Origin of the sequence: Flagellimonas meridianipacifica, assembly GCF_003001695.1 — a bacterium.
In the GTDB taxonomy this organism is placed as follows: domain Bacteria; phylum Bacteroidota; class Bacteroidia; order Flavobacteriales; family Flavobacteriaceae; genus Flagellimonas; species Flagellimonas meridianipacifica.
The window spans coordinates 1,628,381-1,653,049 of record NZ_PVYX01000002.1 but is presented as its reverse complement, the minus strand read 5'-3'; the positions used below and the strand labels follow the sequence as shown (position 1 = coordinate 1,653,049).

Below are 24,669 nucleotides of genomic sequence, written 5' to 3'. Positions count from 1 at the left end.
ACTTGATATTTTTAAGTTATTTTTTAAATATGGCATCTCTTTTGATTTTTTTATTGGTGTCATAAAACTAATTTTGCACTATGATAAAAAAATACACTCTTCTTTTTTTTACAACTTTGTTTTTCAGCGGGATAGCTTTTTCGCAAGAAATTCAGATTTTCAAAGTAGAGGATTTTGATTTACGTGGTAAGGTAAAATCATGTCTTGTCATTACCGATTATGGCAGGGAGCTTTTTGAGTTTGACAAGATGGGAAGATTGAATCGGACCATAACCCAATACAATGAATCTGATCAGGACATCACCTTGTATAAATATGAGGGTGACAACTTGGTTGAAAAGAGAATGGAAAGCTATAAAGACGATGTTTTGGATGCCGCTACTTCCATGGTGAATTTTTACTCCATTGATACTGTTTCACCTCGAAAGGTTTTGGAAAAAATCATCTCGTACGACAAACAATTTCTGGAACAACAGGAGTATTTCTATGATGAAGAGAATAGGTTGCGGAAAATAGTGATTTCCAATGCTGAAGGTGTGGATGAAACCACTATTGAGTATCAGCAATACAAAAATGAAACTACCCAGAGCGTTTTTCATAATGGTCTTTTGGAAAAGATGGAACGGGTTTCAGAAAAGAAAGTAGGAAACACGCAGCATAAGGTAATACTTACCAAGGAATTTGTAGATGGGGAACCAAATAGCGCGGTCGAAAAAACTTTTGACGCCTCTGGAAGACTTTTAAAAACAGAAACGTTCAACTATGATGTTTCCAAAAAACAGTTTGTTTCTTCTCAAAAGGTTCGTGTAGGTTATGGTAGTGATGGCATGCCCATGAAAGAAACCACAGAGACCCAAAATGCAAAATCCGTAAAGGAATTTATTTTCCAATTTGATAATAGCACAGAGAAAAACTGGATAAAGAAAATCACTACTCCTAGCAACGCATATAGCACAAGACGAATTACCTATTACCCGGAAGAAGAAGCCCAAGACCAAGAAAAAGGCGAGAACCCCAATTGAATATTTGCTATATCATATTTTCGATTATCCCAAGTACAATTTCATGACCTCCGTCGAAACTGATAAGTTCAAAATTACCTCGAAATAAAGCATTCAGCTTTTCTTTTTCCATCTTCAGTCTTTCCGGATTCAAGAATTCATCTTTGTCCCCATAAATGGATTTAATTTTGACTTTGGAGTAATCCAGATAACCAAAATCTTCACTTTTCAGTTCTTTGGGAATACCACCGGCATAAAGGGCTAGAGCAGAGGGTTGAACTTGATTTCTTACCATCCATCTTAAAGCAATGGAAACGCCCTGCGAAAAACCAAATACTATCAAGTTTGGATGGTCCAAAATGTTTTCCGACTTAAATACCTGCTCTAAATAGGACATAACATTCTCTGTTTCGGTGAGCGTATTCTCCTTGGTCAGCCAACTTGCACCCACATACTTATATTCATTTTTTAAATAGTATTTGGAAGGAGCTTGGGGAGCTACAACATAATGCTCTTCGGGATTTAATCCATTGAAGTGTTTTAAAAAATACCGACTTAAATAGCCTATCCCGTGAAATACCAACCAAACGTATTTTGTGTTTTCATTTAATTGATTGAGAGTTGCATAGGTATTTTGTGTGGTGTAAGTGACGTTCTTTTCTTGGATGGACATAGCTATTCGGGAATCTATTGTAAAAGCTTTACGTAATTTTACAAAAATTTAAAGGATGACCGAGCACAGGGAAAAAATTCTATCTATTTGCAATTCCATTTGCAAAAACACTTTGATGGAAACATTAGAAATAGAGTACGTTGATGTAGGAGAGAATTACCTCACCGCTCGAATGCCTGTAAGTCCTAAGGTGCATCAACCCGATGGTGTTCTTCATGGTGGAGCTTCCGTTGCACTGGCGGAGAGTGTAGGTAGTGCCGCATCCTATGTTTTTTTAGATGCCAAAGAATTTTTTGTCCGTGGGATTGAGATTTCCGCCAATCACGTAAAATCGGTTCAAGAAGGTTTCGTGTTTGCCAAGGCAAGTATCATCCATAAAGGTAGAACCACACAACTCTGGGAGATTAAAATTACCGATGAAGAAGGAAACTTGGTATCGAATTGCAAATTGACCACCATTGCTCTACCCAGAAAATAAGGAATTTCAGCATCTACTTGATAAAGTCAAAAATGCCATAGAGCAAAGACTTCCTGTTTGCCTCTACAGAAAGCCCAATCAAGAGAAGGTCAAAGCGGTTTTCCAAAATTCTGACCAGCTTCTTTTTACTTCTGATTTTGAAAATACCGGATTTGTTTTCGCCCCTTTTGATTTAAGGGATAATGCGGTATTGTTAAGACCAGACAAAATATTAAGCGCCACTTATCTAATCCCTATTGAAGAGAAGGGGGCTAGTGGATTGAAACTTGCTGAAACTGGGAAATCAATCCATTTGGATTTAGTTGAAAAGGGATTGAAATCCATTGCCAAAGGAGATTTGGAGAAAGTGGTATTATCACGAAAAATTGAAATTAAGCATCAAATCTCTCCCGAAAATATAGTCTTGCGCCTGCTGAACGCATATCCATCAGCATTCTGTTATTTGTTTTTTCACCCTAAAATTGGACTTTGGTGCGGAGCTTCCCCTGAAACTTTCCTTCAAGTAGAAAACGATGAAGTAAAAACCATGTCGCTGGCAGGAACATTGCCATATCAACCGAATGCTCATCCAGAATGGGGACAAAAAGAGTTGGATGAGCAGGCAATGGTAACGGATTTCATCAAAAACCGATTATTAAAAGAAGTTGATGATTTACAAGTAAACGGTCCGGAAAGCTCAAAAGCGGGATTACTTTGGCATTTGAAGACGGAACTAAGAGCTAAACTGTCATTAAATTCCTCGTTAAAGGACATTGTCAAATCCTTGCATCCAACACCTGCTGTGTGTGGATTGCCTTTTGATGAATCCAAAAAATTCATTTTGGAACATGAAGGGTATAACCGAGCATACTATACCGGGTTCTTGGGCGAACTGTCAATGGGAGAATCTCCAGATACTTCTTTATATGTAAACCTTCGCTGTATGGAGTTGACCCAAAATGGGGCTTCGATTTATGTAGGTGGGGGAATAACTGCAGATTCGAATCCAGAGAAGGAATGGGAAGAAATTCAAAACAAAAGCAAAACCATGTTGAGGTTACTTCAAATTCCTGAATAGGTTTTGGAGTAATACCATTTTGGGCCGTATTTTTGTAGAGCATGATGTATTCAGAAATCCCCTCAGCGCAACTTCTTGTTTTAAGTTTTAAGGCCAAGGGAATCAAAAACATTGTCATCTCACCAGGCTCAAGAAACGCACCTCTTACTTTAGGCTTTTCCAAAAATCCTTTTTTTAAATGTTTTAGCATTGTGGATGAACGATGCGCGGCATTTTTTGCTTTGGGAATGGCAAGACAGCTACAGGAACCCGTTGCGGTGGTATGTACCTCTGGAAGTGCCCTTTTGAACTACTATCCGGCGGTGGCTGAAGCATTTTATAGTGAAATTCCTTTGATTGTGGTTTCTGCAGACCGACCGCCATATAAAATTGATGTGGGAGATGGACAAACCATTCAGCAATCTCATGCTTTTGGGAAGCATATCGGTTATGAGGCAAACCTAAAACTGGATGTAAGTCATTCCACGGAGACAATAAAAGAGTTCGATGAGTCACTTTTGTCCCATTCTCAACAAGAAATTGAAGTTTACAATAAAAAGGAGATAATTAGCGCTTTGCAGCTAGTGAGCTCGGAAAACCTTCCGGTTCATATCAATATTCCATTTGAAGAACCTTTATATGGTCAAACCGAAGAACCAGAAATAAAAGTTACAGGGGATATTCGCACAGAGGACTCCAATCCGGCAAACTATGATTTAGAAGAATACTCAAACATTTGGTCAACATCTCCCAGAAAAATGGTACTCATTGGAGTGCAGCAGCCGGATGTTCTGAGCAAATCTGTTTTGGACAAATTGGCTTTGGATTCCACTACTTTGGTCTTCACGGAGACCACATCCAATATTCACGATTCCCGGTTTTTCGCAAGCATCGATAGTATTATTGCCCCAATTGAAAAATCAGCAGCTAGGGACGAATTATTCGAAGCATTAAGACCGGATGTTCTTATCACTTTGGGTGGTCTGATTGTTTCCAAAAAAATCAAGGCTTTTCTAAGAAAGTATAAACCCAAACATCATTGGCATGTGGGCAAGAATAAGGCTTATGATACTTTTTTTTGTTTATCATCCCATGTTAGAACAGAACCAAATACATTTTTAAACAATCTGCCTCATTGGGAACAAAAAGAGGGTTTTAGACTCAGATGGGACGAAGTGAAAAATCATTATCAGAATAGGAGGGAAGCGTATTTGGAAAAAATCGGGTTCTCTGACTTTTGGGCATTTAATGAAATCCAAGGTTCCATTCCAGATAGTTATCAAGTCCACCTCGCTAATAGCTCAACTGTTCGGTATTCCCAGTTGTTTCCCATGAACGAAACCCTTAGTGTGTTTTGCAATAGGGGCACCAGTGGAATTGATGGTAGTACATCAACCGCTGTGGGGGCATCAATTTATTATCCTGAACCAACAGTTTTAATAACAGGAGATCTCAGTTTTTTTTATGATAGTAATGGTCTTTGGTTTGACAACCTTAGAAGTGATTTTCGGATTATTCTAATCAATAACGGTGGGGGAGGTATATTCAGAATTCTACCAGGTAGTGAACAAACAGATGAATTCTCTTCCTATTTTGAAACTGTCCATAGTTTGAATGCGAATAACTTGGCAATGATGTATGGGTTGGACTATGCGAATGTGTCAAACAAACAGGATTTGAAAAACGAACTTGAAAGCTTTTATATAAGCTCTGATACGCCGAAGATTTTAGAAGTCTTTACCCCAAGATTGCAAAATGATAAAATTTTGCTTGATTATTTCGATTTCATATCTTAGAACCAAGAGTATTTTTCCTGTTAACACTTAATAAACACTAACTATTATGAGTAGAAGAGATGAATTGGTAGTAAAGTATGCGGCTGATATAAAAGACAAGTTTGGAGAAGCCCCGGATATGGATTTGTTGAATAAAGTAGCTTTAGGGTTGGGCCCCGCTATTTATAATGCAGATGCCTCCAAGGTTTCTGGTTCTGATGAAAAAGAACTGGAAACAGTCAAAAATAATTTTTTGATAAAGAAGCTTGGCCTTTCCGATAATGGAGAGCTAATGGACGCTATTAATAGCGTTATTGACAAATACGGAAGGTCAGATAAGAACAAGCACAGGGCCGTGATTTATTATATGTTGGCAAAACATTTTGGCAAAGAGTCCATTTATAATTAGTACCAAACAGAACGATTACAAAGCCGCCCAATTTAGGTGGCTTTTTTTATGTCCATTTTGAACCTACCTTTGGTCCCGTGATAGAACTGGGAAATTACAACACTTTAAATGTGCTTCGTAGCACACGAATCGGACTTTTTTTAGGTGATGATGAGGGAACGGAGGTTTTACTCCCCAACAAATATGTTCCAGAAGATTTTGAGATAAATGAAAAAATGGAAGTGTTCTGTTATCTGGACAGTAGTGAACGTCCTATTGCAACCACTTTACAACCCTTAATTAAACGGGGAGAGTTTGCTTACTTAGAGGTTAAGGAAGTTGGAGCTTTTGGTGCTTTTTTGGATTGGGGTCTGGAAAAACACTTACTGGTGCCATTTAGAGAACAACAGGTACGCATGGAAGAAGGAAAGAAGTACCTGGTGTATTGTTTTCTTGACGAGATAACATTTCGTTTGGTAGCAACAAGTAGATTAAATAGGTTCTTGTCCAATACTGCATTTGATATTGCTGTAAACACCCAAGTGGATATTTGGATATACCGAAAAACCCCATTGGGTTGGGAAGTTATCATAGAAAACCAATATAAAGGATTGGTTTTTGAAAGCGATGTTTTCCAACCGCTTAGCATCGGTATGCGCTTAAAAGGATATATAAAAAATGTTAGGCCGGATAACAAGGTTGATGTTAGCCTTCAACCCATAGGGGTATCCATGCTGGAACCTACAGCGACATTTATATATGAGAAGCTAAAGGAAAACGATGGTTTTTTAGCACTTCATGACAAATCCTCCCCTGAGGAAATTAAAGAAACCTTGCATCTGAGCAAGAAGGCCTTTAAGAAGGCAATCGGTGGCTTGTACAAGGCAAAAAAAATCATGATAAAGGAAGACGGTATCTATATTAAATGATTACCAGTCCTGATTCGGTGAATAATTTAAAAACAAAATTGTTTCGCTAAATTTTTTTGTGTTTACAAAAATTTTACATTTGTAAGGACTAGAGTAAGTAGCTGATGTAGATGTTTTTACGCTACTTCGAACAAAAAAACCTCCCTAATATGCCGTTTATTGAAGAAAGTGATTTGCTGGAATTACACAAGGATGTTGATAAAGCACAAATCATCAATGAGAGACTCTTAGACCAAATTAAATTCAAGAACAAAGATTTAAAAAAACTAAAACTACAGAGGAATATTTTTGGTGGAATTACAGCTGCCATCTTATTAGGTATTTTTGGACTTTGGTCTTATTTTTCTGGCCTAACAACATCTGCCAATTTTAAGAATGAGGAAATCCTTTCAGAAGCCGTAGACAGCTTGGATACGTTCAGAACAAGAATAAGCAACTTACAAAAACAGAACAGAGAGTTAAGTTTGGTAAAGGAATTCTATTTGGCAAAAGAATTTTTGGATAAGGAAACCATTTACTCGGTTCAGGTAAAATCCTTTGTGGATAACAATGTGACCCTAGCCTCTGAAGCATTGACCAATACCTTATTTGTAAAAACCAATCCATTTTATGCATATTCCTTAGGCACCTTTGAAACCTTGGATGAAGCCCAAATTTTTAGAAAACAGCTAGTAAATATGGGTTTCAACGATGCGTTTGTTGCCTCATATAAGGATGGTAAAAGACTTAAGATAGAAGACCCCTATTAGCATTGAATCCTTTTAAGGCTTGGTTGATGGCCGCTCGGTTGCGGACACTTCCTCTATCACTTTCTGGAATACTTATGGGTACCGCCCTGGCTATCTCTGATGGGGCTTTCAATGGTCAAATACTCATTTTAGCTTTACTGACCACTGTAGGTTTTCAGATAACATCAAATTTTGCAAATGATTATGGTGATGGTGTTAAGGGTACGGATAATGAGGATAGAATCGGTCCATCTAGAGCTTTGCAGTCCGGCTTGATTTCCAAACAAAGTCTAAAGATGGGCATACTGGTTTCATCAGCGATTAGTCTTGTTTTGGCACTCCTTTTACTTTACGTAGCATTTGGTGTAGCGTACATTTCCTATTTTTTGATTTTCACTTTCTTAGGAATTCTGAGTATTTGGGCGGCAATAAAATATACTATGGGGACTAAACCATATGGATATCAAGGCTTGGGCGATTTAGCGGTATTCATGTTCTTTGGTTTACTGGGTGTGTTGGGCAGCCTGTTCTTGTATACCAAAACATGGGATTGGATTGCCGTCTTGCCTGCCATCACAATAGGACTTCTTTGTGTTGGAGTTTTAAACTTGAATAATTTGAGAGATATAGTTTCAGATAAAAAGTCTGGCAAAAATACCTTAGTGGTCCAGATGGGTTTTGAAAATGGAAAAAGGTATCATCTCTTTTTGATTGTTATCAGTTTTCTTTCCATGTTCTTTTATAGTTGGCTTGAAAAGATTCCTATTGCAGGTGGTTGGTTTTTTCTGGCATTTGCCCCTATTTTCCTACATTTGATTAAGGTGATGCGTACTACTGAACCTATTGAATTAGATGGAGAATTAAAGAAATTGGCGTTGAGCACATTTCTGCTCTCTATTCTGTTTTTAATCGCCGTAAATTATTTTTTGTAATTTTGATTGCTAACTATCTAAACGAGACTAAACTTGGAAAACCCCATTAAGATATTGATTGTAGAGGACAATGTGATCATCGCAGATGATATGCAGTCCATGTTGGAGGAAATCGGTTATGAAATAGTGGACAATGTCATTGTCTATGAACAAGCCGTGGATGTCCTAAAAAACAACGAAGTTGATTTGGTTTTGATTGATATCATTTTAGCTTCTGATAAAACGGGAATTGATCTGGGCAAACATATTAGACAGCATTATAACATTCCATTCATTTTTGTTACTTCCAATTCGGATAGAGCAACCGTGGAGAATGCAAAAACAGTGAAGCCTGATGGATACTTGGTAAAACCTTTTGAACAGCAGGATTTGTATACTTCTATAGAAATTGCATTATCCAATTTCAACTATTCACGTAAAGAGAATACCAAAGAAATTGCAGGCAACGAAGGAGATGCTTTCACTTCAAATTCTGTATTGAAGGATTCTATTTTTGTAAAGAAACAACACCTATATTACCGTATTCAGTTCAGCGATATACAATTCATCAAAGCGGATAATGTATACCTAGAAGTAAACACCGCTGATAAAAAGTTCTTGGTTCGTTCTCCTTTGAAGGATTATTTGGAGAAGTTGCCAAAAAACAAGTTTTACAGAGCCCACAAATCCTACATAGTGAATGTGGACCATATAGACGCTATCAACTCCAAGGATATTGTAATCAACAATAATTTGATACCCATCTCTAAAGACTTCAAGGAATTTATTATTTCTTCCATGAACAGCTGATGAGTATAGGGAAATGATATAAAAGCGCCTTTTGGCGCTTTTTTTATACGATAAAACGAGCTCACCACAGTTTTTTTCGCTTTCGCAACAATTCTTTTCAAGAAAACCAATCCGGGTGTACTTTAGCTATGTATTTAAAACAGAAAGTAATTTTTTCATTTTCATATAGTGTTCTCGTAAAAGGGTCTTGTTTTGGTTAGCAAGGCCTTTTTTGTTTTTGGGTACGTATATGGTCAATACTAGCTCTATCAAGTGCTTAAAACATCGATAAAATACACTTTCATATACAAGGGAATGTCTTACACAACATAAATGGACACTTTCACAACAATACTCGACATCTCAGTTCTCAACAATTTAATTTTGAGATAAAATGAACGTTCTCTATTAGGAGTGGATGGTAAAAAAATAGGTACCCCCCAAATCTGAAACATTTAGCCTAAGAAAACCTTGAAAAGAACGATTTCATATAAGGAACATACTAAGAATATGATTACCGGATTCCGATTCGGTAAGGAACACTATCTATTGAGGAGAATGAACATTTACTTTAAGGGGGGGTTAGCAGGATATCTTTTTCTTTTTTTCTTCATTTCATCGACCTACTCTCAAGAGTCGGATGAACCGTCAGTTTTACAGGAATTTCAGAATGCCGAAGCACCAGAGGAACGGTTCAATATCTTTTTTAATTCCATGGACCGCTATAACATCAATTCGGCATACGATTGGTTGGATACGGTCAAAGTGTATTTAGGAAATTCGCAAAAAACAAGCGACGATACAGCTATACTTCAGTACAAATTGATGCAAGCCCAGATTTATAACGACTTGGGCGATTACGATAAGAGTATTGTTTTGGCCCGGGAATTGTTCGAATCAAGCGACACTCTGGACATTACTTCCCAAAAACTGATTTTGGATGTGTTGGACGACAACTATGCCAAGTTACAGCTCTACGACAAGCAAATTGTAATTAGAAAACGTAAAAGGGAGTTGGGTATCACCGAGAATGTGGCCTTTTATGACATTTACAGTAACCTAGGTCTTCATAGAAAAGCACGTAACCAATATATAATGGAGGTAAAGCCTACCATAGCGGACAATGATTCCTATGGCTTGGCAAAATACCATAGCAAGGTTGGAAACTATTTACGATTGGATAACTCTGCACCTACTGCACTTAGTGAATTGAAGAAGGCCAAAGCGTATCTGGATGTTTTCATTAATGATATTTCCAAACAAAAAACCGAAAAGGAATTATTCGACACCGAATTTCTGAAGGCCGAGATAGAGGGGAACATTGGCAAGTGCCACGTGCTTTTGGGTGAATTTGAGGAAGCTATCCCACTTTTGGAAAGCAGTATAGAAGTTTTAAAGACATCTCCGGTTAATTCCCATCAGATAGAAGTGGTGGACAATACCTTGGATTTAGCGGATGCAAATCTACAACTAGAAAGGTTCAGGGAAGCGAAGAAAAACTTGGATATAGATTTTGACAATACATCCATACTTCAGGACATAAAAAGGAATAGGCTGTTGGCCTCTTTTTATGATCGCGTAGAGAATTATCGGAATGCAGCGACCTATTATCGCAGAAATGAGCGTATCAAAGATTCCCTAAATCAGAAACAAGCCTCTTTGCTCAAACAACAATTGGTTACTATTGTTGCCAATGAAGATTTAGAAAACTCACAACGCCTTATCGATGAGCAGAAACGTATCAATGAGCAGGCAAGAAATGAGATGAAAGCCAAGGATGAACGCATCAATCTAGTTTTCATATCCTTGATTTTTACCCTTTTGGGATTTGCCGGATTGGTTTACGCTTATCTAAAAAGTATTAAGAACCAAAGACTGATTGCCGAGCAGAAGCACATAATTGAAAATTCACTTATTGAAAAGGATTCGTTACTGAAGGAAATTCATCATAGAGTGAAAAACAATCTGCAAATGGTTTCAAGTCTTTTAAGTTTACAGACGAAAAACACTCGCAGTAAATCTGCAATTGAGGCCTTGGAAGAGGGAAAGAGTAGGGTAAAGGCAATGGCCCTTATTCATCAAAAACTGTATCAAAACGACGATCTTTCCGTAATTGAAATGCAGGGTTACATAGAAAGCTTAATCAACAGCGTGCAATCGGTTTATAAAAAAGGAGGTCATAACATTAGCATTACCATAGATGCCGAAGGTACGGAACTGGACATTGACCGCGCCATTCCTTTTGGATTGATTCTCAATGAATTGGTATCGAATTCTTTCAAATATGCCTTTCCAGAGAGCGACGAAAATGGGAAGATTTATATCCACCTCCGTAAAAACGGAGACCAAGGCTATTTTGAGTATACCGATAATGGTGTAGGTATGCCAGAAGATGCGGATGAGCGCACTAATTCTTCCATGGGTATTCGATTGATGAATCGATTGGTGAATCAATTACAGTCCAAGTTGAACATAGACCGAGATTCTGAAGGGGTTCGTTTTTGGTTCAACTTCAGCTAGTTTCTAATTGTGGAGTTTGTCCCATTTTATACCTAAATTTGGGAACACTGCATGAAGGCTACCTATACACGTTACATCCTTAATTTTAAAAGACCTAGTGGAACTTCAAGGGGAATTCTTGAAGAAAAAGAAACTTGGTTTATCATTCTTGAAGAAGATGGAATTCAAGGTATTGGGGAATGTGGACTTCTAAGGGGCCTTAGCTTTGATGATGTTCCCAATTTTGGGGAGAAGCTTCAATGGGTATGTCAAAATATCGACTTGGGATTTGAAGTTCTTTTTTCAGAGCTAAATGAATTTCCTTCCATTCAATTTGGCCTAGAGCAAGCCTTTATATCTTTGAAAGCAGACAATCCATTCGTTCTATTTCCTTCCCACTTTGTTGAAAACGAGGTCCCTATTTCCATTAATGGCCTTATTTGGATGGGTGATGAAGCATTTATGTTATCCCAGTTGGAGCAAAAACTGGAAGAAGGTTTCCGATGCATTAAAATGAAAATTGGAGCTATCGATTTTAATACTGAATTATCCATTCTTAAATCAATTAGACAGCAGTTTTCATCATCAGAGATTGAACTAAGAGTGGATGCCAATGGGGCTTTTTCTCCTGACGAAGCTTTAGACAGATTAAAACAATTGGCTGAATATGAAATTCATTCCATTGAGCAGCCGATAAAACAAGGACAATGGGAGCGTATGGCTACTTTGTGCAAAGAAACGCCATTGCCGATTGCTTTGGATGAGGAACTTATCGGCATTTTTGATGTAACAAAAAAAGAACGATTACTACAAACCGTAAAGCCACAATACATCATCTTGAAACCTAGCCTGCTGGGCGGATTCAAAAAAGGGCAGGAATGGATAGATTTGGCAAAAGAATATCGGATTGGATGGTGGGTGACCAGTGCTTTGGAAAGCAATGTTGGATTAAATGCTATAGCGCAATGGACCTATACTTTGAACACTAGAATGCTTCAAGGTTTAGGAACAGGAAGTCTTTATACCAATAATTTGGAAAGTCCTCTTGAGGTTGCCGATGGTAAATTGTTTTATAGAAAAAACAAAAACTGGAAACAGAATTTAATACACGAATTATGTACATAGAACAGGGATACAAAGGATTTCATGAATTTTGGAGATATATTTTAGGGTTCTTCTCCGTCTTCGTGGTTTGGCAATTTGTTGGGTCTATTCCTTTGTTGGTCGCACTTTTTATGAATTCAGGAATGAATGCAATGGCTTCAGGTGATATTAGCGCTATGTCTGAAGTGTTGGGAGTGAACACATTTTTGTTCCTTATGCTCCTTACTTTCGCTGTTGGACTGATTGCCCTACTTTTCTTTGTTAAGGTGGTGCATAGACAGTCAATAACATCTTTGACCACATCTAGAAGGAAAACGGATTGGAACCGGATTTTCTTCTCCTTTTTGCTCTGGGGAATTGTTTCCATAGCCTTTATTCTGATAGACGTGTACCTTTCTCCAGACGACTATGTTTTCAATTTTAACCTTCAACCTTTTCTTATTTTACTGGCCATTGCGGTTATCATGATTCCAATACAAACCAGTATGGAAGAATATTACATGCGAGGATATCTAATGCAAGGTCTTGGAATTGCCGCCAAAAGAAAGTGGATTCCTTTGGTCGTAACTTCTCTACTTTTTGGATCATTACATCTTTTTAATCCTGAAGTGGAGAAACTCGGGTATGGAATCATGATTTTTTACATTGGAACTGGACTGTTCCTGGGAATCCTCACCTTGATGGATGAAGGATTGGAATTAGCATTGGGTTTTCATGCTGCCAACAATCTGATTACGGCATTACTTGTCACAGCAGATTGGACTGCTTTTCAAACAGATTCTGTTTACAAGGATATCTCAGACCCCGTATTGGGATGGGACATATTGATTCCGGTTTTTGTTGTTTTTCCTTTGTTGTTGTTCTTTTTTTCAAAGAGGTATAAATGGAGCAATTGGAAAGAAAAACTCTTTGGTAGAGTGTTGTCAAAAGAAGAATTCTTGACTTTAGAAGATAGTGAATCCCAGTTGGCAGAACATTCATAAGCAATTTGCGCTAAATGGTGTTTCCCATTCAAAGGAAGCATTGTTGGAAGTGGCATATAGTCTGATAAAGGAGGGAAAAGACTTTGAGAAACCCATTGGAGATTTCCTTTTGGATTGGTGCTCACCCAAACCCAGTTTGGATGTTTATACTTCAGGGTCGACAGGGGCGCCAAAAAAAATTACTCTCCAAAAAAGTCAAATGCTAAATTCCGCCATGGCCACTGGACAATATTTTGGCCTGGAAGCAGGTAATACAGCATTGTTGTGTCTTCCAGTAAGTAGTATTGCAGGCAAAATGATGCTGGTTCGTGCTATGGTTTTAGGGTTAAGATTGGATTATGTGATGCCATCATCCCGACCTTTATTACATACTTCGTGCACTTATGATTTCTGTGCCATGGTTCCGTTACAAGCAGAAAAATCTTTAGAAAAAATAGGTGATATTAAAACCTTGATTTTGGGTGGAGCGGCGATATCTTTTTCTTTGGAGAAAAAGTTGAAAAAAGCTCCATCAAGAGTGTTCGAAACATATGGGATGACTGAAACAATAACCCATGTCGCGGTAAGGCAAGTAAGTCCTACCACGGATAATGATTTCAAGCTATTGCCCTTTGTTGAAATCTCACAGGATGATAGGCAATGTCTGGTTTTGAAGGCCCCAAAGGTTTCCAGTAACCCAGTTGTGACCAACGACCTAGTTGAGTTGACTTCAAAAACCAGTTTTAAATGGCTGGGAAGGTATGATAATGTGATTAACTCCGGGGGAATTAAGCTCATTCCCGAACAGATTGAAAAGAAACTGTCTTCAATGGTTGAAAACAGATTCTTTGTAATTGGTGTTCCTGATGAAACCTTAGGACAAAAGCTTATTCTTGTAGTAGAGGGTGAAGTAAAAACAAATAATCTAAGCCAAGCCATTGCAAAATCACCATTACTCGGGAAATATGAAATTCCCAAAGAAATATTCAGTACGAAGAAATTTATTGAGACAAAAACGGGGAAAGTTCAACGTGATAAAACATTGGATTTGATAAAAAATTCATTTCCCTAATTGAAAAGGGTACTTCCCTAATCCTCACTTTCCTTTGGGAGGATTCGCATGTAGGTTTGTTTAAACATAAAACCAAGCCTTATGAAAACAAGTATTCTCATTTTATTCTTTGCAGTCAGTGGTTGGACTGCCTCTTTGTATAGTCAAACTTCAGAAAAAGTAGAAACCGCTTCACTTAATCAGTACACTTCAGATAGTAATGAAGATAAGCAACCATTATATGTGGTAAATGGCATTCCCGTTTCGGATAAAAGTGTCGTTAAAAACCTTGACCCGGATAATGTTGTTTCCGTAGATGTCATAAAGGGCGAAAAAGCACGTGCTCTTTATGGAGAATCCGGTAGTAATGGTGTAGTTATTATCCAGACAAAAAACACGAAAGATCTTAAGAAAATTGATGAGTTTGAAAAGTTGCCTTTTCAAGTGTATTCTATAAAGAATGAGGGTTGGGTTATCCAGCAAGATATTTTTAACGCCCTTCAGGTTAAGATTCCATCATTGACCATATCCAATAACATCAATTCACTTTCAACCCCAGCAATCCGAATTCGTGGTAACGATGCTCCAATTATACTGCTGGACGGAATACGCGTGGATGCTTCAATTTTGAATACCCTTAATCCGCAGGATATTGAAGCCATTCATGTGGCCCCTTCAGCGGCAGGAACCAACTACTTTTTAAATGGATATAGAACCAACTAAACCTTGAAATTATGAAAAATCTAATCGCATTATGTATTGTCTTCGTGCTTCCTTTTATCGGGAATTCCCAAAAATCATTTGTTTCGGGAAATGTATCTGATTCTAACTTACCCTTACCTGGGGTCAATGTTGTCATTAAGGGAACCGCAAAAGGAACTCAAACCGATTTTGAAGGAAACTTTAAGATTGAAGTATCAAAGGGACAAATTCTGGTTTTCTCTTTCATAGGTTATAAAGACCATTACGTAACGATTGAAGAACCTGAGAAATTCTTAACGATTGAATTGGTAGAAGATTTGAAGTTGTTGGAGGAAGTTGTGATTACAGGTTATGGTTCAAGAAAATCAAGAGACGCCGTCGGTTATTCTGTTTCGGACTATGGAGAGGGTGGTGCGAGCGGTTCGAAGTCTTATGGGAACTATCCCTATGGAGTACTTACTGCAGGAGAAATCAATGACATCAAAGACTATTCAGAATGGTTAAGTGTACTTAAGCAAAAAAAGTTTAAAAAGATTCAACAGGATTGGGGTTTCTATTTAGAGCACAAAATAGAAGTAATGGTTAAGGACAATGACGGTGAACCCATAAACAATGTAAAAGTTGTTCTTTTCGCGGAAAAGGAAGCAGGAATAAAAGCTGAAATGGTATCCAGAACCGATGTTACTGGCAAATCTGTATTATTCAGAGATTTGAATTGCAGTACCATTGAAGAGTACTACTATGTTCAGGTTTTTCACAATGATAAAATTTTAGGAAGAAAAGTTAAAACCAGCACGAAAGAACTAGCTTTTACCTTCAGCAAACAAACTGAATCTAAAAATGTCGATATTATGTTCACCATTGATGCTACTGGTTCCATGGGTGACGAAATGAACTATCTTAAAGCGGAGCTCCAAAACATTATAAGTAGGGTAGACCAAAACATCGGAGAAAAACGGGTGGCTTTAACATTTTATCGGGATGTTAGCGATGAATATACCGTAAGGGAATTTGATTTTAACTCGGATATCAAAAAAGTACAAGCATTTTTAGATAAACAATATGCAACGGGTGGAGGAGATTATGAAGAAGCAGTGGAAGTAGCACTTAAGGAGTCGTTACTGAACAATTGGGATGAAGAGGCAAGGGCAAAGCTTATGTTTCTTCTTCTGGACGCACCGCCCCATTGGAATGAACAGAACGTAATGACCATAAGGAATGAAATCAGAAAAGCACAGGAGATGGGGATAAAGATAATCCCGATAGTTGCCAGCGGAGCTGATAAAACAGTTGAATTCTTAATGCGTTTTTTTAGTGTTTCCACGAATGGAACTTACGTATTCCTGACTGATGATAGTGGAATTGGAAATCCACACTTAAAACCCACAAAATCCAATTACAAAGTAGAAAAATTGAACAACTTGATTGTCCGGTTAATAAATGAGTACGCCATGATTTAAGAAGTAGAAGTTTTGTGACATGGCCAAAATGTAGTTCTGTGATTCTTTTTTAATAGATATAGATAGTGTATTTTGAGAGAAGAAAAACCAAAAGATGAAGAAAACAATTCTATTGCTATTGATGATAGGTCCAATCTTGGCTATATCACAACAAATTCTCCCAGAAGTTGAACGCGCTCGTGTGGTCGATGAAATCCTTGAGGAACGTTTTAATACCCTACTTCCTAAATTGATGGATGATGCAGGAATCGATATGTGGATATTAATATCCAGGGAATACAATGAAGACCCAGTGCTAAAGACAATGCTTCCATCGACTTGGTTGAATGCGAGACGAAGGACCATATTGTTGTTTTACAGAAATAAGGATAGTGGAACTATGGATAAGTTGGCCGTTGCAAGATACAATGTGGGTAAAAGTATTAGCTCTGCTTGGGATAAGGAGAAAGAGCCCAACCAGTGGAAACGTCTAATGCAACTCATTGATGCACGTAACCCGAAAAATATAGGCTTGAATTTTTCCAAAGACTTCAATATTGCAGACGGGTTGGACAAAACGGATTATGATGAGTTTATGGCAAACCTTCCGAAAAAATATCACTCCAAAGTAACCTCCGCAGAACAACTTGCAGTTCGTTGGATTGAAACGCGAACGGAAAGGGAAATGGTATTGTACAATCAACTCGTGGATGTTACCCATGATATCATTGCAGAAGCCTTTTCCGAAAAAGTAATAACCCCAGGAGTGACCACAACATCAGAAGTGGAATGGTGGATGAGACAGAAAATAACGGATTTAGGTCTTGATACATGGTTCCACCCTACGGTTGATGTTCAACGAACCAGCGAAGAGTTGTCTGGGCATTTATATTCATTTTCAGGGAGGCCAGAGGATATGGTAATCTTACCGGGTGATTTATTGCATTGTGATGTGGGAATAAATTATTTAAGACTCAATACGGATTGTCAAGAGTTGGCTTATGTTTTAAAACCAGGAGAAAAAAACGCCCCAAAATTTTTAATTGATGCAATGAAAGAAGGCAACAAGGTCCAAGATATTTTGACAACCAATATGATACAAGGTAGAACTGGAAATGAAATATTGACCAAATCTCTGGAAGATGGACGAGCAGCGGGTTTACGCCCTGCTATTTATACCCACCCTTTGGGAACATATGGCCATTCGGCAGGGACGACCATAGGTATGTGGGATGCACAGGGTGGTGTTATGAAAGATGACGGAGAAAACTATCCCCTAAACCCCAACACTGTTTATGCTATTGAGTTAAATACCACAGTTACAATTCCAGAGTGGAAAAGAGATATCCGAATCATGTTGGAAGAAGCAGGATTCTATGGTGAAGATGGATTCAGATATGTTAATGGAAGACAAACAGAGTTACTTCTCGTTCCTAGAATTAAGAAACATTTGGGAAATTAAAATTGTGCTTGGTAAGGAGTTTGATTATCTTTTTGATGTAATTTTCTCACAACCATAAGGTTACTTAAAAATTTAGCTATGAAAAAAACGATAATCTTTTTGGTCGCTCTGTGTATGTCATTTGTTGGTTTTTCACAGGAGCGATGGATTTTTGGTATCGTAACGGATGGTGATAGTCCATTGTCCGATGTCAATATCCAAATTATTAATCAAGGTACTTCCGTAAAACCTAATGCTGAAGGGAAGTATAAAATCCAAGCTTCAGCAGGAGACATCCTATATTATACTAGCCCTGGTATGGAGGCCATTCAAATTCGTGTAGAAGATGTCACGCGAATTTTAAATCTGGAGATGTTTCCCAAAATTGAGAAATTGGATAATGTAACAGTCACTAAAAAACGAAGGGCCAGTCAAAAAGAATTGGAAGAAGATTACTATTTCAACAAAGGTATAATCAATACGGTGTTCGGGTATTTGGACAGAGATTTGGTTGCATATACAGTTCGTACCATAGACGCAGACAGAATATTGCCAGGAGAGTATGACTTGGCCAATGTTTTACGCAATAGATTCCCGGGGATAGCGGTCTCAGATGGACTAGGATTTGGAACTTCTTTTGCCGCGGGGGCATCAACCGGTTTTGCCGGTGCGTCCGGGGTCAATACTGGCAGAAGTGTTCGAATAAGGGGGCGTAGGGCGATTTTTGATATCGACGGTCAAATCTTCACCCAATTTCCAGATTTTATAGACGTTCAAAATATTGAACGTATTGGGATTATTTCTTCATTAGCAGGTACTGTGAGGTATGGTAATCTTGGAAATGGAGGTGTCGTGGTTATAAATACTAAAAATGGGATAGGAGTTCCCCGAAGAGATAAAGAAGGGTTCATTATTGATAGGGCGAGACTTAAAAATAACTTTTATGATGGTAAGGCGCTGACGGCTGAGAACGTTTTGAACAATGCCCCAGAATACCTTAAAGAACTTAAGAAAGCTACTTCTTTTGAAGAAGCCAAATCCTCTTATGAGGCAAATGCCCAAAAGTATACGTCATCACCTTATTTCCTTTTGGATTCCTATCAATACTTTTATGATACCTGGAAGGAAGAAAAGTATGCAGACCAAATTATCGAAGAAAGGTACTCGGATATTAGTACGAATCCTGTTCACTTAAAGTCTTTGGCCTATATCTACGATTCCCAAGGACGCGATGACAAGGCCAATGAAACCTATAAGGAAGTTTTTATACTTCGTCCTAATTATCTACAATCCTATATGGATATAACAAACAGTAATCGTAGGGTTGGTAAACCTAAAAAATCGGCGATTTTGTATGCGCGTTACTTCTATTTGTTGAGAGAAGGCTTTTTAAATTCAGATACGGCCATGTTCTCAACCATGATAAACAGAGAATTCAACAATCTATTGAGCTTGGAAAAAACGGATATGGTGGGCTCCTCCAGAAGCAAAAAGATAAAAGTAGATAGAGAGGACTTTGATGGTACGCGGTTGGTTTTTGAGTGGAGTGATAGCGAAGCTGAATTTGAATTACAGTTTGTAAACCCAGAAAATCAGTTCTATACATGGACCCATAGTCTTGAGGCCAATCCCGATATCATAAAAAGAGAAAAGGATTTTGGGTATTCAACTTCTGAGTATCTGATTGATGATTCCTTGACCGGAACATGGAAAATAAACGTAAAGTATTTGGGCAACAAGAGTTTGACCCCCTCATATTTAAAGACTACCATATATCACAATTATGGCACAAAGTCCCAACGAGAGGAAATCAGGGTCTTTAAACTGGACATCAAAGATGTCAATCGTGAGCTTTTTCAAATAACCAAAACGTCCAAAAGCGGTAGTTAGGATTCATGTTGCGTTTAAAGCAGGTCTTACTATTTTGCATTGCAATTCCTTTAACGATTGCTGCACAGAAGGATTTTAAAGGAAGGGTATTAGACGCAAAGACGAATGCTCCCATTCCTTATGTGAATATAGGAATTGTAAATAAGGGTGTTGGCACAGTGAGTGATGAGGAAGGACTTTTCCATTTGCCTTTGGATGCCAATGAATTACAGTCTGATGAGAGCATACTATTTTCCTCTTTGGGGTATCAACCCTTGGAAATACCTGTTAAAAAAGTTGAATTTGTTTACAACGAATATCCTGAGATAAAATTGATGCCCGAAGCCGTTAGGCTTGAAGAAGTTGTGGTTACCAATATAGAAACTGAATTAGTTGATGAGTTGGTAGGTAATAAAAGTTCTTTTGGATCTAACTCCTATGGTTATTGGAAAGATAACGTTGCTTTAGGAGGTGAACTAGCTTCACGCATTAGGGTTAAAAAAGGTTATAGAAAATTAAATACCTTAGGATTTGAGATTGCAGCCAATCCAATGGATAGTGTGCTTTTAAGAATAAACATTTATGACATCTCAGGAACAAAAGATGGCCCAAAAATCAATCTGAATAAGTCAGGAAAGAATATATTATTTAAACTGAAAAAAGAAGATTCACAACCAAGAATCAATCTTACGGACTATTCTATTTTTGTAGAAGATGATTTTATAGTTTCCCTGGAACTGGTAAAAGTTTATGGAAACGACCCCGTCGCTCTTGCAATTCCGGCAATACATAATGAAACGGGCTCTTTTCGTCGATATGCAAGCCAAGATAAATGGGAATGGATATCCGATTCGGGAATGGCATATTTTCTAGAAACATCTGTCTTTCTTCCAAAAAAAGAAGCGGAGAGAATAATAAAGAAAGAAAATAGACGTAAAAAACGAATGTACAGAATATATGGATTTGTCATTAATAACGGTGTAATGCTATCACAAGTTAGAGTAACTAATACAAGGACAAAGGAAAGTGCGGATACCGATGAAAAAGGAACGTATTCTATTTATGCCAAGTCAACTGATATTCTTTGTTTTGAAAAACCAAATTATACAACAAGATGTTTTAAAATGAAAAACAGAGCTACTTTAAATGTACAGTTGAGTTTAGACAAGAAATAATTCGTACTTCAGTCTAGTTACTTTTTTATGTTCAATATCAAAAAACCCAAGGCATTAACTTCGGCAAAGAAAAAACTGTTGCTATCTGTTGTTTTAGCTCTGTCCATTAGTGTTTTTTATGCTCAAAATTCTCAGAAGACCACTATTTTTTGGGACACTTCAAGTTCTAGAATACAAAGGGATGCAGGACTGGAAATGGAATATTTGGATGCCTACTTTAAACGATTTGCAAACGTAGAAGTGTCCCTAATTGGTTTTAGCAATTCAGTTCATTCTAAAGAAGATTATTCGGTGAGCAACGGAAATTGGGAGATTTTGAAAAAAGGAATCCAAGCTTTTGAATATGATGGTGCAACTTCTTTTCTTGACCTTGAGCCCTATGCCGTGGAGGGGTATAATCTCATTTTTACCGATGGCTTTCAGAATGCGGGAACAACAAATCCTAAACTTCAGGGGAAAACTGTGGTCATAAATAGCTCAAAGATTTATGATAAAAGGACCATCAATTTGTTTTCCATCTTAGGTAAAGCTGAATTTCTAAATCTCAGAAAGCTAAAGCAAGACAGTTTGAAGAACACTTCGAAGCTTGTAGAAAAGAAAAGACAACCTTTGGATTCAACTGCTACCGGTTTGAAACAGGGAGTTCAGTTAGAAGAAGTAGTGGTTACCGAAACTATTAAGGAATCAACAGAATTGGAAGCTACAGCACTAGGTCCAAAGGACAATGACGCAGTGGGATATGCTGTCCAAAGTATAGGCTCTGAGAAGTTATTGGATGCAGCTACAACATTGAACACAGGGATTCAAGGAAAATTTTCAGGGGTCACCATCGGGCAAAATGATGATTTAAGCCAAGTGGTCATGCGACCCAGCAATTCCCTTTTGGGAAACAATTACGGATTGATTGTGGTGGATGGGGTTCCCTTGCCTCCCTCACAATCATCAAACAATGGCACTGTATTCAGTACCAGTTTTCTAGACCCGAGGAACATAGAAGATATCACCGTTCTTAAAGGATTAGCGGCTACTAATATCTATGGAACCCAGGGGGCCAATGGAGTAATGCTAATTACAACAAAAACAGGCAGTTATGGTAAAACGACCAATGGGAGTTCAAATGCGATGCAATTGAAGGATAATTACTATGATTCAAAAATTAAGATAGACAACAAAGCGCTTGTGACCCCTTATCTAAAGGAACTGAAAAAAGGAAAAGATGTCCAAAGTGCGTATAGTATTTACCTAGAGCAGAGAGACAAATACAAGGATACTCCAAACTACTTTGTTGATGTATTCGACTTCTTTTACGCTTCTTCACCTACAGTTGCCTTCAGAATCTTATCCAATGTCCTTGAAATGGAATCCCCAAGTTATGAAATGCTACGTGCCGCATATTTGAAAAGTAGCCAAACCGCTAATCATCAATTAGCCCTAGCTATTGTAAACAAGTTATCGGAAACGTATCCGGACAAACTGCAAAACAGTTTTGATTATGCGGTATCCAATAGAAGACTTGGAAATTATCAGATGGCTTTGAATACTCTCAATGTACTGGTTAAGGATAAAATCAATTCAGTTCCAGACCTTAAGGGATTTGAAAAGTCGGTTGGGGCAGAAATTCGAAACTTAATAAATCAACATAGAAAGGACCTTGACATTACTAAGGTCGACATCAAATATCAGAACAATATTACCTACAACGCAAGACTGGTTTTGGAATGGAGCAATCCAGAAGCTGAGTTCGTAGTTCAATTTGTAAATCCGCAGAAACGATTTTTTGATTGGGAACACACCATGCAGGCCGATGGTAGAAGGTTACAAGAAGAAATTAGACAAGGATGTTTTACCGAACAATTTGAGATTGTAGGTGCAGAAACGGTAGGAGATTGGATACTGAACATTACCTCGAGAGGAAACACAATTACCAATAATGTAACTCCAACGTTTGTAAAGTGCACGGTTTTCAAAAACTTTGGAAAGAGCAATCAAAAATCAACTTCATATATGGTCAGGCTTGAAGAGTCCAACGAGAAGCAACAATTGGCGAAGTTCACCATAGACTGACTATACCTGTAAGACCCCCATATTAAATGGTTTTTCAATAGGGGCATGGTTGGCCGCCTCAATTCCCATAGAAATCCAGGTTCTAGTGTCCAATGGGTCGATAATGGCATCGGTCCATAGTCTAGCCGCAGCATAATACGGGGAGATTTGATTATCGTATCGTTGTTTGATAGTATCAAAAAGTGCTTTCTCTTTTTCTGCATCAAATGCTTCTCCTTTTTTCTCCAGAGCTGCTTTTTCAATTTGCAGAAGTACCTTAGCGGCAGAGTTACCACTCATTACGGCAAGTTCAGCACTGGGCCAAGCCACTATGAATCTTGGATCATAGGCTTTTCCGCACATGGCGTAATTTCCTGCACCATAACTATTGCCAATAACAATTGTGAATTTGGGGACCACTGAGTTACTTACCGCATTTACCATTTTAGCCCCATCTTTTATAATCCCCCCGTGTTCACTTTTGCTCCCAACCATGAATCCAGTCACATCTTGCAGGAAAACCAGCGGAATTTTCTTTTGATTACAATTGGCAATAAATCGGGTAGCCTTATCCGCAGAATCAGAATAAATGACTCCTCCAAACTGCATTTCCCCCTTTTTCGTTTTTACCACTTTTCTTTGGTTGGCTACTATTCCCACGGCCCAACCATCTATTCGGGCATAACCTGTGAGTATACTCTGGCCATAACCTTCTTTGTATTGTTCAAACTCAGAATCATCCACCAATCGCTTTATGATTTCCAGCATATCATACTGGTCAGTTCTTTGCTTTGGTAATATCCCATAGATATCTTTTTGGTTTTCTCTTGGGTCTTTTGATTCAACACGATTGAATCCCGCTTTGTTAAAATCACCAATTTTGCTCACGATGTTCTTAATGGTGTCCAGAGCATCTTTATCGTCTTTAGCCTTATAATCTGTTACACCGCTTATTTCAGAATGGGTAGTGGCGCCCCCTAGGGTTTCGTTATCAATACTCTCACCAATGGCTGCTTTTACCAAATAACTTCCAGCTAGAAAAATACTCCCAGTTTTATCCACAATAAGAGCTTCGTCGCTCATAATGGGCAAATATGCACCTCCGGCTACGCAACTTCCCATCACAGCAGAGATTTGAGTTATTCCCATACTGCTCATCACGGCATTGTTTCTGAATATACGTCCAAAATGTTCTTTATCTGGAAAGATTTCATCCTGCATGGGCAAGTAAACACCGGCGCTATCTACCAAGTAAATTATTGGAAGTCTATTTTCTATGGAAATTTCCTGGGCTCTTAAATTCTTCTTTCCGGTTATGGGAAACCATGCACCTGCTTTTACAGTAGCATCATTTGCGACAACAACGCACTGTTTTCCTTGAATATATCCCACTTTTACAACTACTCCTGCGGAAGGACATCCCCCATGTTCTTCGTACATTCCATCTCCTGCAAATGCTCCTATCTCGATAGCATCCTCGCCATCATCCAATAAATAGGTAATACGCTCACGGGCTGTCATTTTACCTTTGGCATGGTGTTTTTCAATACGTTTTTGTCCACCCCCTAACTTTACCTGGGATAGTCTTTTTCTTAATTCTGAGAGTTGTAGTTTGTTGTGGTCTTCGTTTTTATTGAAGTTCAAATCCATAGTAGATAAAGCGTTTTCTAACGGCC

Annotated in this window: 21 protein-coding genes; 19 read left to right on the top strand and 2 right to left on the bottom strand. The window is 38.1% G+C overall.

The window, feature by feature from the left end; all coding sequences use genetic code 11:
• The first annotated feature begins 80 nt into the window (after positions 1-80).
• Positions 81-1,022, top strand: a complete 942-nt coding sequence (locus tag CLV81_RS17610) for a hypothetical protein (RefSeq protein ID WP_106146862.1) — start codon at positions 81-83, stop codon at positions 1,020-1,022.
• A 7-nt stretch (positions 1,023-1,029) separates the two neighbouring features.
• On the opposite strand, the gene CLV81_RS17605 is transcribed toward CLV81_RS17610, so the two are convergent.
• The gene (locus CLV81_RS17605; protein WP_106146860.1) at positions 1,030-1,674 is read right to left on the bottom strand and encodes an alpha/beta hydrolase; all 645 of its coding nucleotides are present in this window, start codon (positions 1,672-1,674) and stop codon (positions 1,030-1,032) included.
• A gap of 55 nt (positions 1,675-1,729) precedes the next feature.
• On the opposite strand from CLV81_RS17605, the gene CLV81_RS17600 reads away from it, so the two are divergent.
• The 18 genes from CLV81_RS17600 to CLV81_RS17515 all read left to right on the top strand — a co-directional run bounded on the left by CLV81_RS17600 (position 1,730) and on the right by CLV81_RS17515 (position 23,014).
• On the top strand, positions 1,730-2,152 hold the full coding sequence (locus CLV81_RS17600; RefSeq protein WP_106146858.1) for a PaaI family thioesterase: 423 nt from the start codon (positions 1,730-1,732) through the stop codon (positions 2,150-2,152).
• A complete protein-coding gene (locus CLV81_RS17595) occupies positions 2,133-3,209 on the top strand; it encodes a chorismate-binding protein (RefSeq protein WP_106146856.1) in 1,077 nt (358 codons plus the stop codon). The genes CLV81_RS17600 and CLV81_RS17595 overlap by 20 nt, the downstream gene beginning before the upstream one ends.
• Before the next feature lie 41 nt (positions 3,210-3,250).
• Positions 3,251-4,984, top strand: coding sequence for a 2-succinyl-5-enolpyruvyl-6-hydroxy-3-cyclohexene-1-carboxylic-acid synthase (gene menD, locus CLV81_RS17590; protein WP_106146854.1), 1,734 nt, complete (start codon positions 3,251-3,253; stop codon positions 4,982-4,984).
• 46 nt (positions 4,985-5,030) lie between these two features.
• Positions 5,031-5,372: a DUF2853 family protein gene (locus CLV81_RS17585; protein WP_106146852.1), complete on the top strand. Its 342-nt coding sequence runs from the start codon at positions 5,031-5,033 to the stop codon at positions 5,370-5,372.
• Between the two features lie 77 nt (positions 5,373-5,449).
• Positions 5,450-6,280 carry a CvfB family protein gene (locus tag CLV81_RS17580; protein ID WP_106146850.1) on the top strand — a complete coding sequence of 277 codons (831 nt, stop codon included), beginning with the start codon at positions 5,450-5,452 and terminating at the stop codon, positions 6,278-6,280.
• 149 nt (positions 6,281-6,429) lie between these two features.
• A complete protein-coding gene (locus CLV81_RS17575) occupies positions 6,430-7,029 on the top strand; it encodes an SPOR domain-containing protein (protein WP_106147692.1) in 600 nt (199 codons plus the stop codon).
• A gap of 2 nt (positions 7,030-7,031) precedes the next feature.
• Positions 7,032-7,940, top strand: coding sequence for a 1,4-dihydroxy-2-naphthoate octaprenyltransferase (gene menA, locus CLV81_RS17570; protein WP_106146848.1), 909 nt, complete (start codon positions 7,032-7,034; stop codon positions 7,938-7,940).
• Positions 7,941-7,973: 33 nt separating this feature from the next.
• Positions 7,974-8,729: a LytR/AlgR family response regulator transcription factor gene (locus CLV81_RS17565; protein ID WP_106146845.1), complete on the top strand. Its 756-nt coding sequence runs from the start codon at positions 7,974-7,976 to the stop codon at positions 8,727-8,729.
• A gap of 450 nt (positions 8,730-9,179) precedes the next feature.
• Entirely contained in the window at positions 9,180-11,228 is a 2,049-nt protein-coding gene (locus tag CLV81_RS17560) for a sensor histidine kinase (protein ID WP_313790292.1), read from the top strand.
• A gap of 51 nt (positions 11,229-11,279) precedes the next feature.
• On the top strand, positions 11,280-12,332 hold the full coding sequence (locus tag CLV81_RS17555) for an o-succinylbenzoate synthase (protein WP_106146841.1): 1,053 nt from the start codon (positions 11,280-11,282) through the stop codon (positions 12,330-12,332).
• On the top strand, positions 12,323-13,294 hold the full coding sequence (locus CLV81_RS17550; protein ID WP_106146839.1) for a CPBP family intramembrane glutamic endopeptidase: 972 nt from the start codon (positions 12,323-12,325) through the stop codon (positions 13,292-13,294). Before CLV81_RS17555 ends, CLV81_RS17550 begins: the two co-directional genes overlap by 10 nt.
• Positions 13,266-14,345: an AMP-binding protein gene (locus CLV81_RS17545; RefSeq protein ID WP_313790291.1), complete on the top strand. Its 1,080-nt coding sequence runs from the start codon at positions 13,266-13,268 to the stop codon at positions 14,343-14,345. The genes CLV81_RS17550 and CLV81_RS17545 overlap by 29 nt, the downstream gene beginning before the upstream one ends.
• A gap of 81 nt (positions 14,346-14,426) precedes the next feature.
• A complete protein-coding gene (locus CLV81_RS17540) occupies positions 14,427-15,047 on the top strand; it encodes a TonB-dependent receptor plug domain-containing protein (RefSeq protein WP_106146835.1) in 621 nt (206 codons plus the stop codon).
• An 11-nt stretch (positions 15,048-15,058) separates the two neighbouring features.
• The gene (locus CLV81_RS17535; protein WP_106146833.1) at positions 15,059-16,486 is read left to right on the top strand and encodes a vWA domain-containing protein; all 1,428 of its coding nucleotides are present in this window, start codon (positions 15,059-15,061) and stop codon (positions 16,484-16,486) included.
• Between the two features lie 94 nt (positions 16,487-16,580).
• Positions 16,581-17,927: a M24 family metallopeptidase gene (locus CLV81_RS17530; RefSeq protein WP_106146831.1), complete on the top strand. Its 1,347-nt coding sequence runs from the start codon at positions 16,581-16,583 to the stop codon at positions 17,925-17,927.
• 78 nt (positions 17,928-18,005) lie between these two features.
• The gene (locus CLV81_RS17525) at positions 18,006-19,796 is read left to right on the top strand and encodes a TonB-dependent receptor (RefSeq protein WP_146129937.1); all 1,791 of its coding nucleotides are present in this window, start codon (positions 18,006-18,008) and stop codon (positions 19,794-19,796) included.
• A gap of 5 nt (positions 19,797-19,801) precedes the next feature.
• Complete coding sequence (locus CLV81_RS17520; RefSeq protein ID WP_106146827.1) at positions 19,802-20,950, top strand: carboxypeptidase-like regulatory domain-containing protein; 1,149 nt, start codon at positions 19,802-19,804, stop codon at positions 20,948-20,950.
• Positions 20,951-20,977: 27 nt separating this feature from the next.
• The gene (locus CLV81_RS17515; protein ID WP_106146825.1) at positions 20,978-23,014 is read left to right on the top strand and encodes a YfaP family protein; all 2,037 of its coding nucleotides are present in this window, start codon (positions 20,978-20,980) and stop codon (positions 23,012-23,014) included.
• Here the strand turns inward: CLV81_RS17515 and CLV81_RS17510 are convergent, their stop codons facing one another.
• Positions 23,015-24,643, bottom strand: coding sequence for an acyl-CoA carboxylase subunit beta (locus CLV81_RS17510; RefSeq protein ID WP_106146823.1), 1,629 nt, complete (start codon positions 24,641-24,643; stop codon positions 23,015-23,017). It abuts the gene before it with no gap.
• Positions 24,644-24,669: the final 26 nt, after the last annotated feature.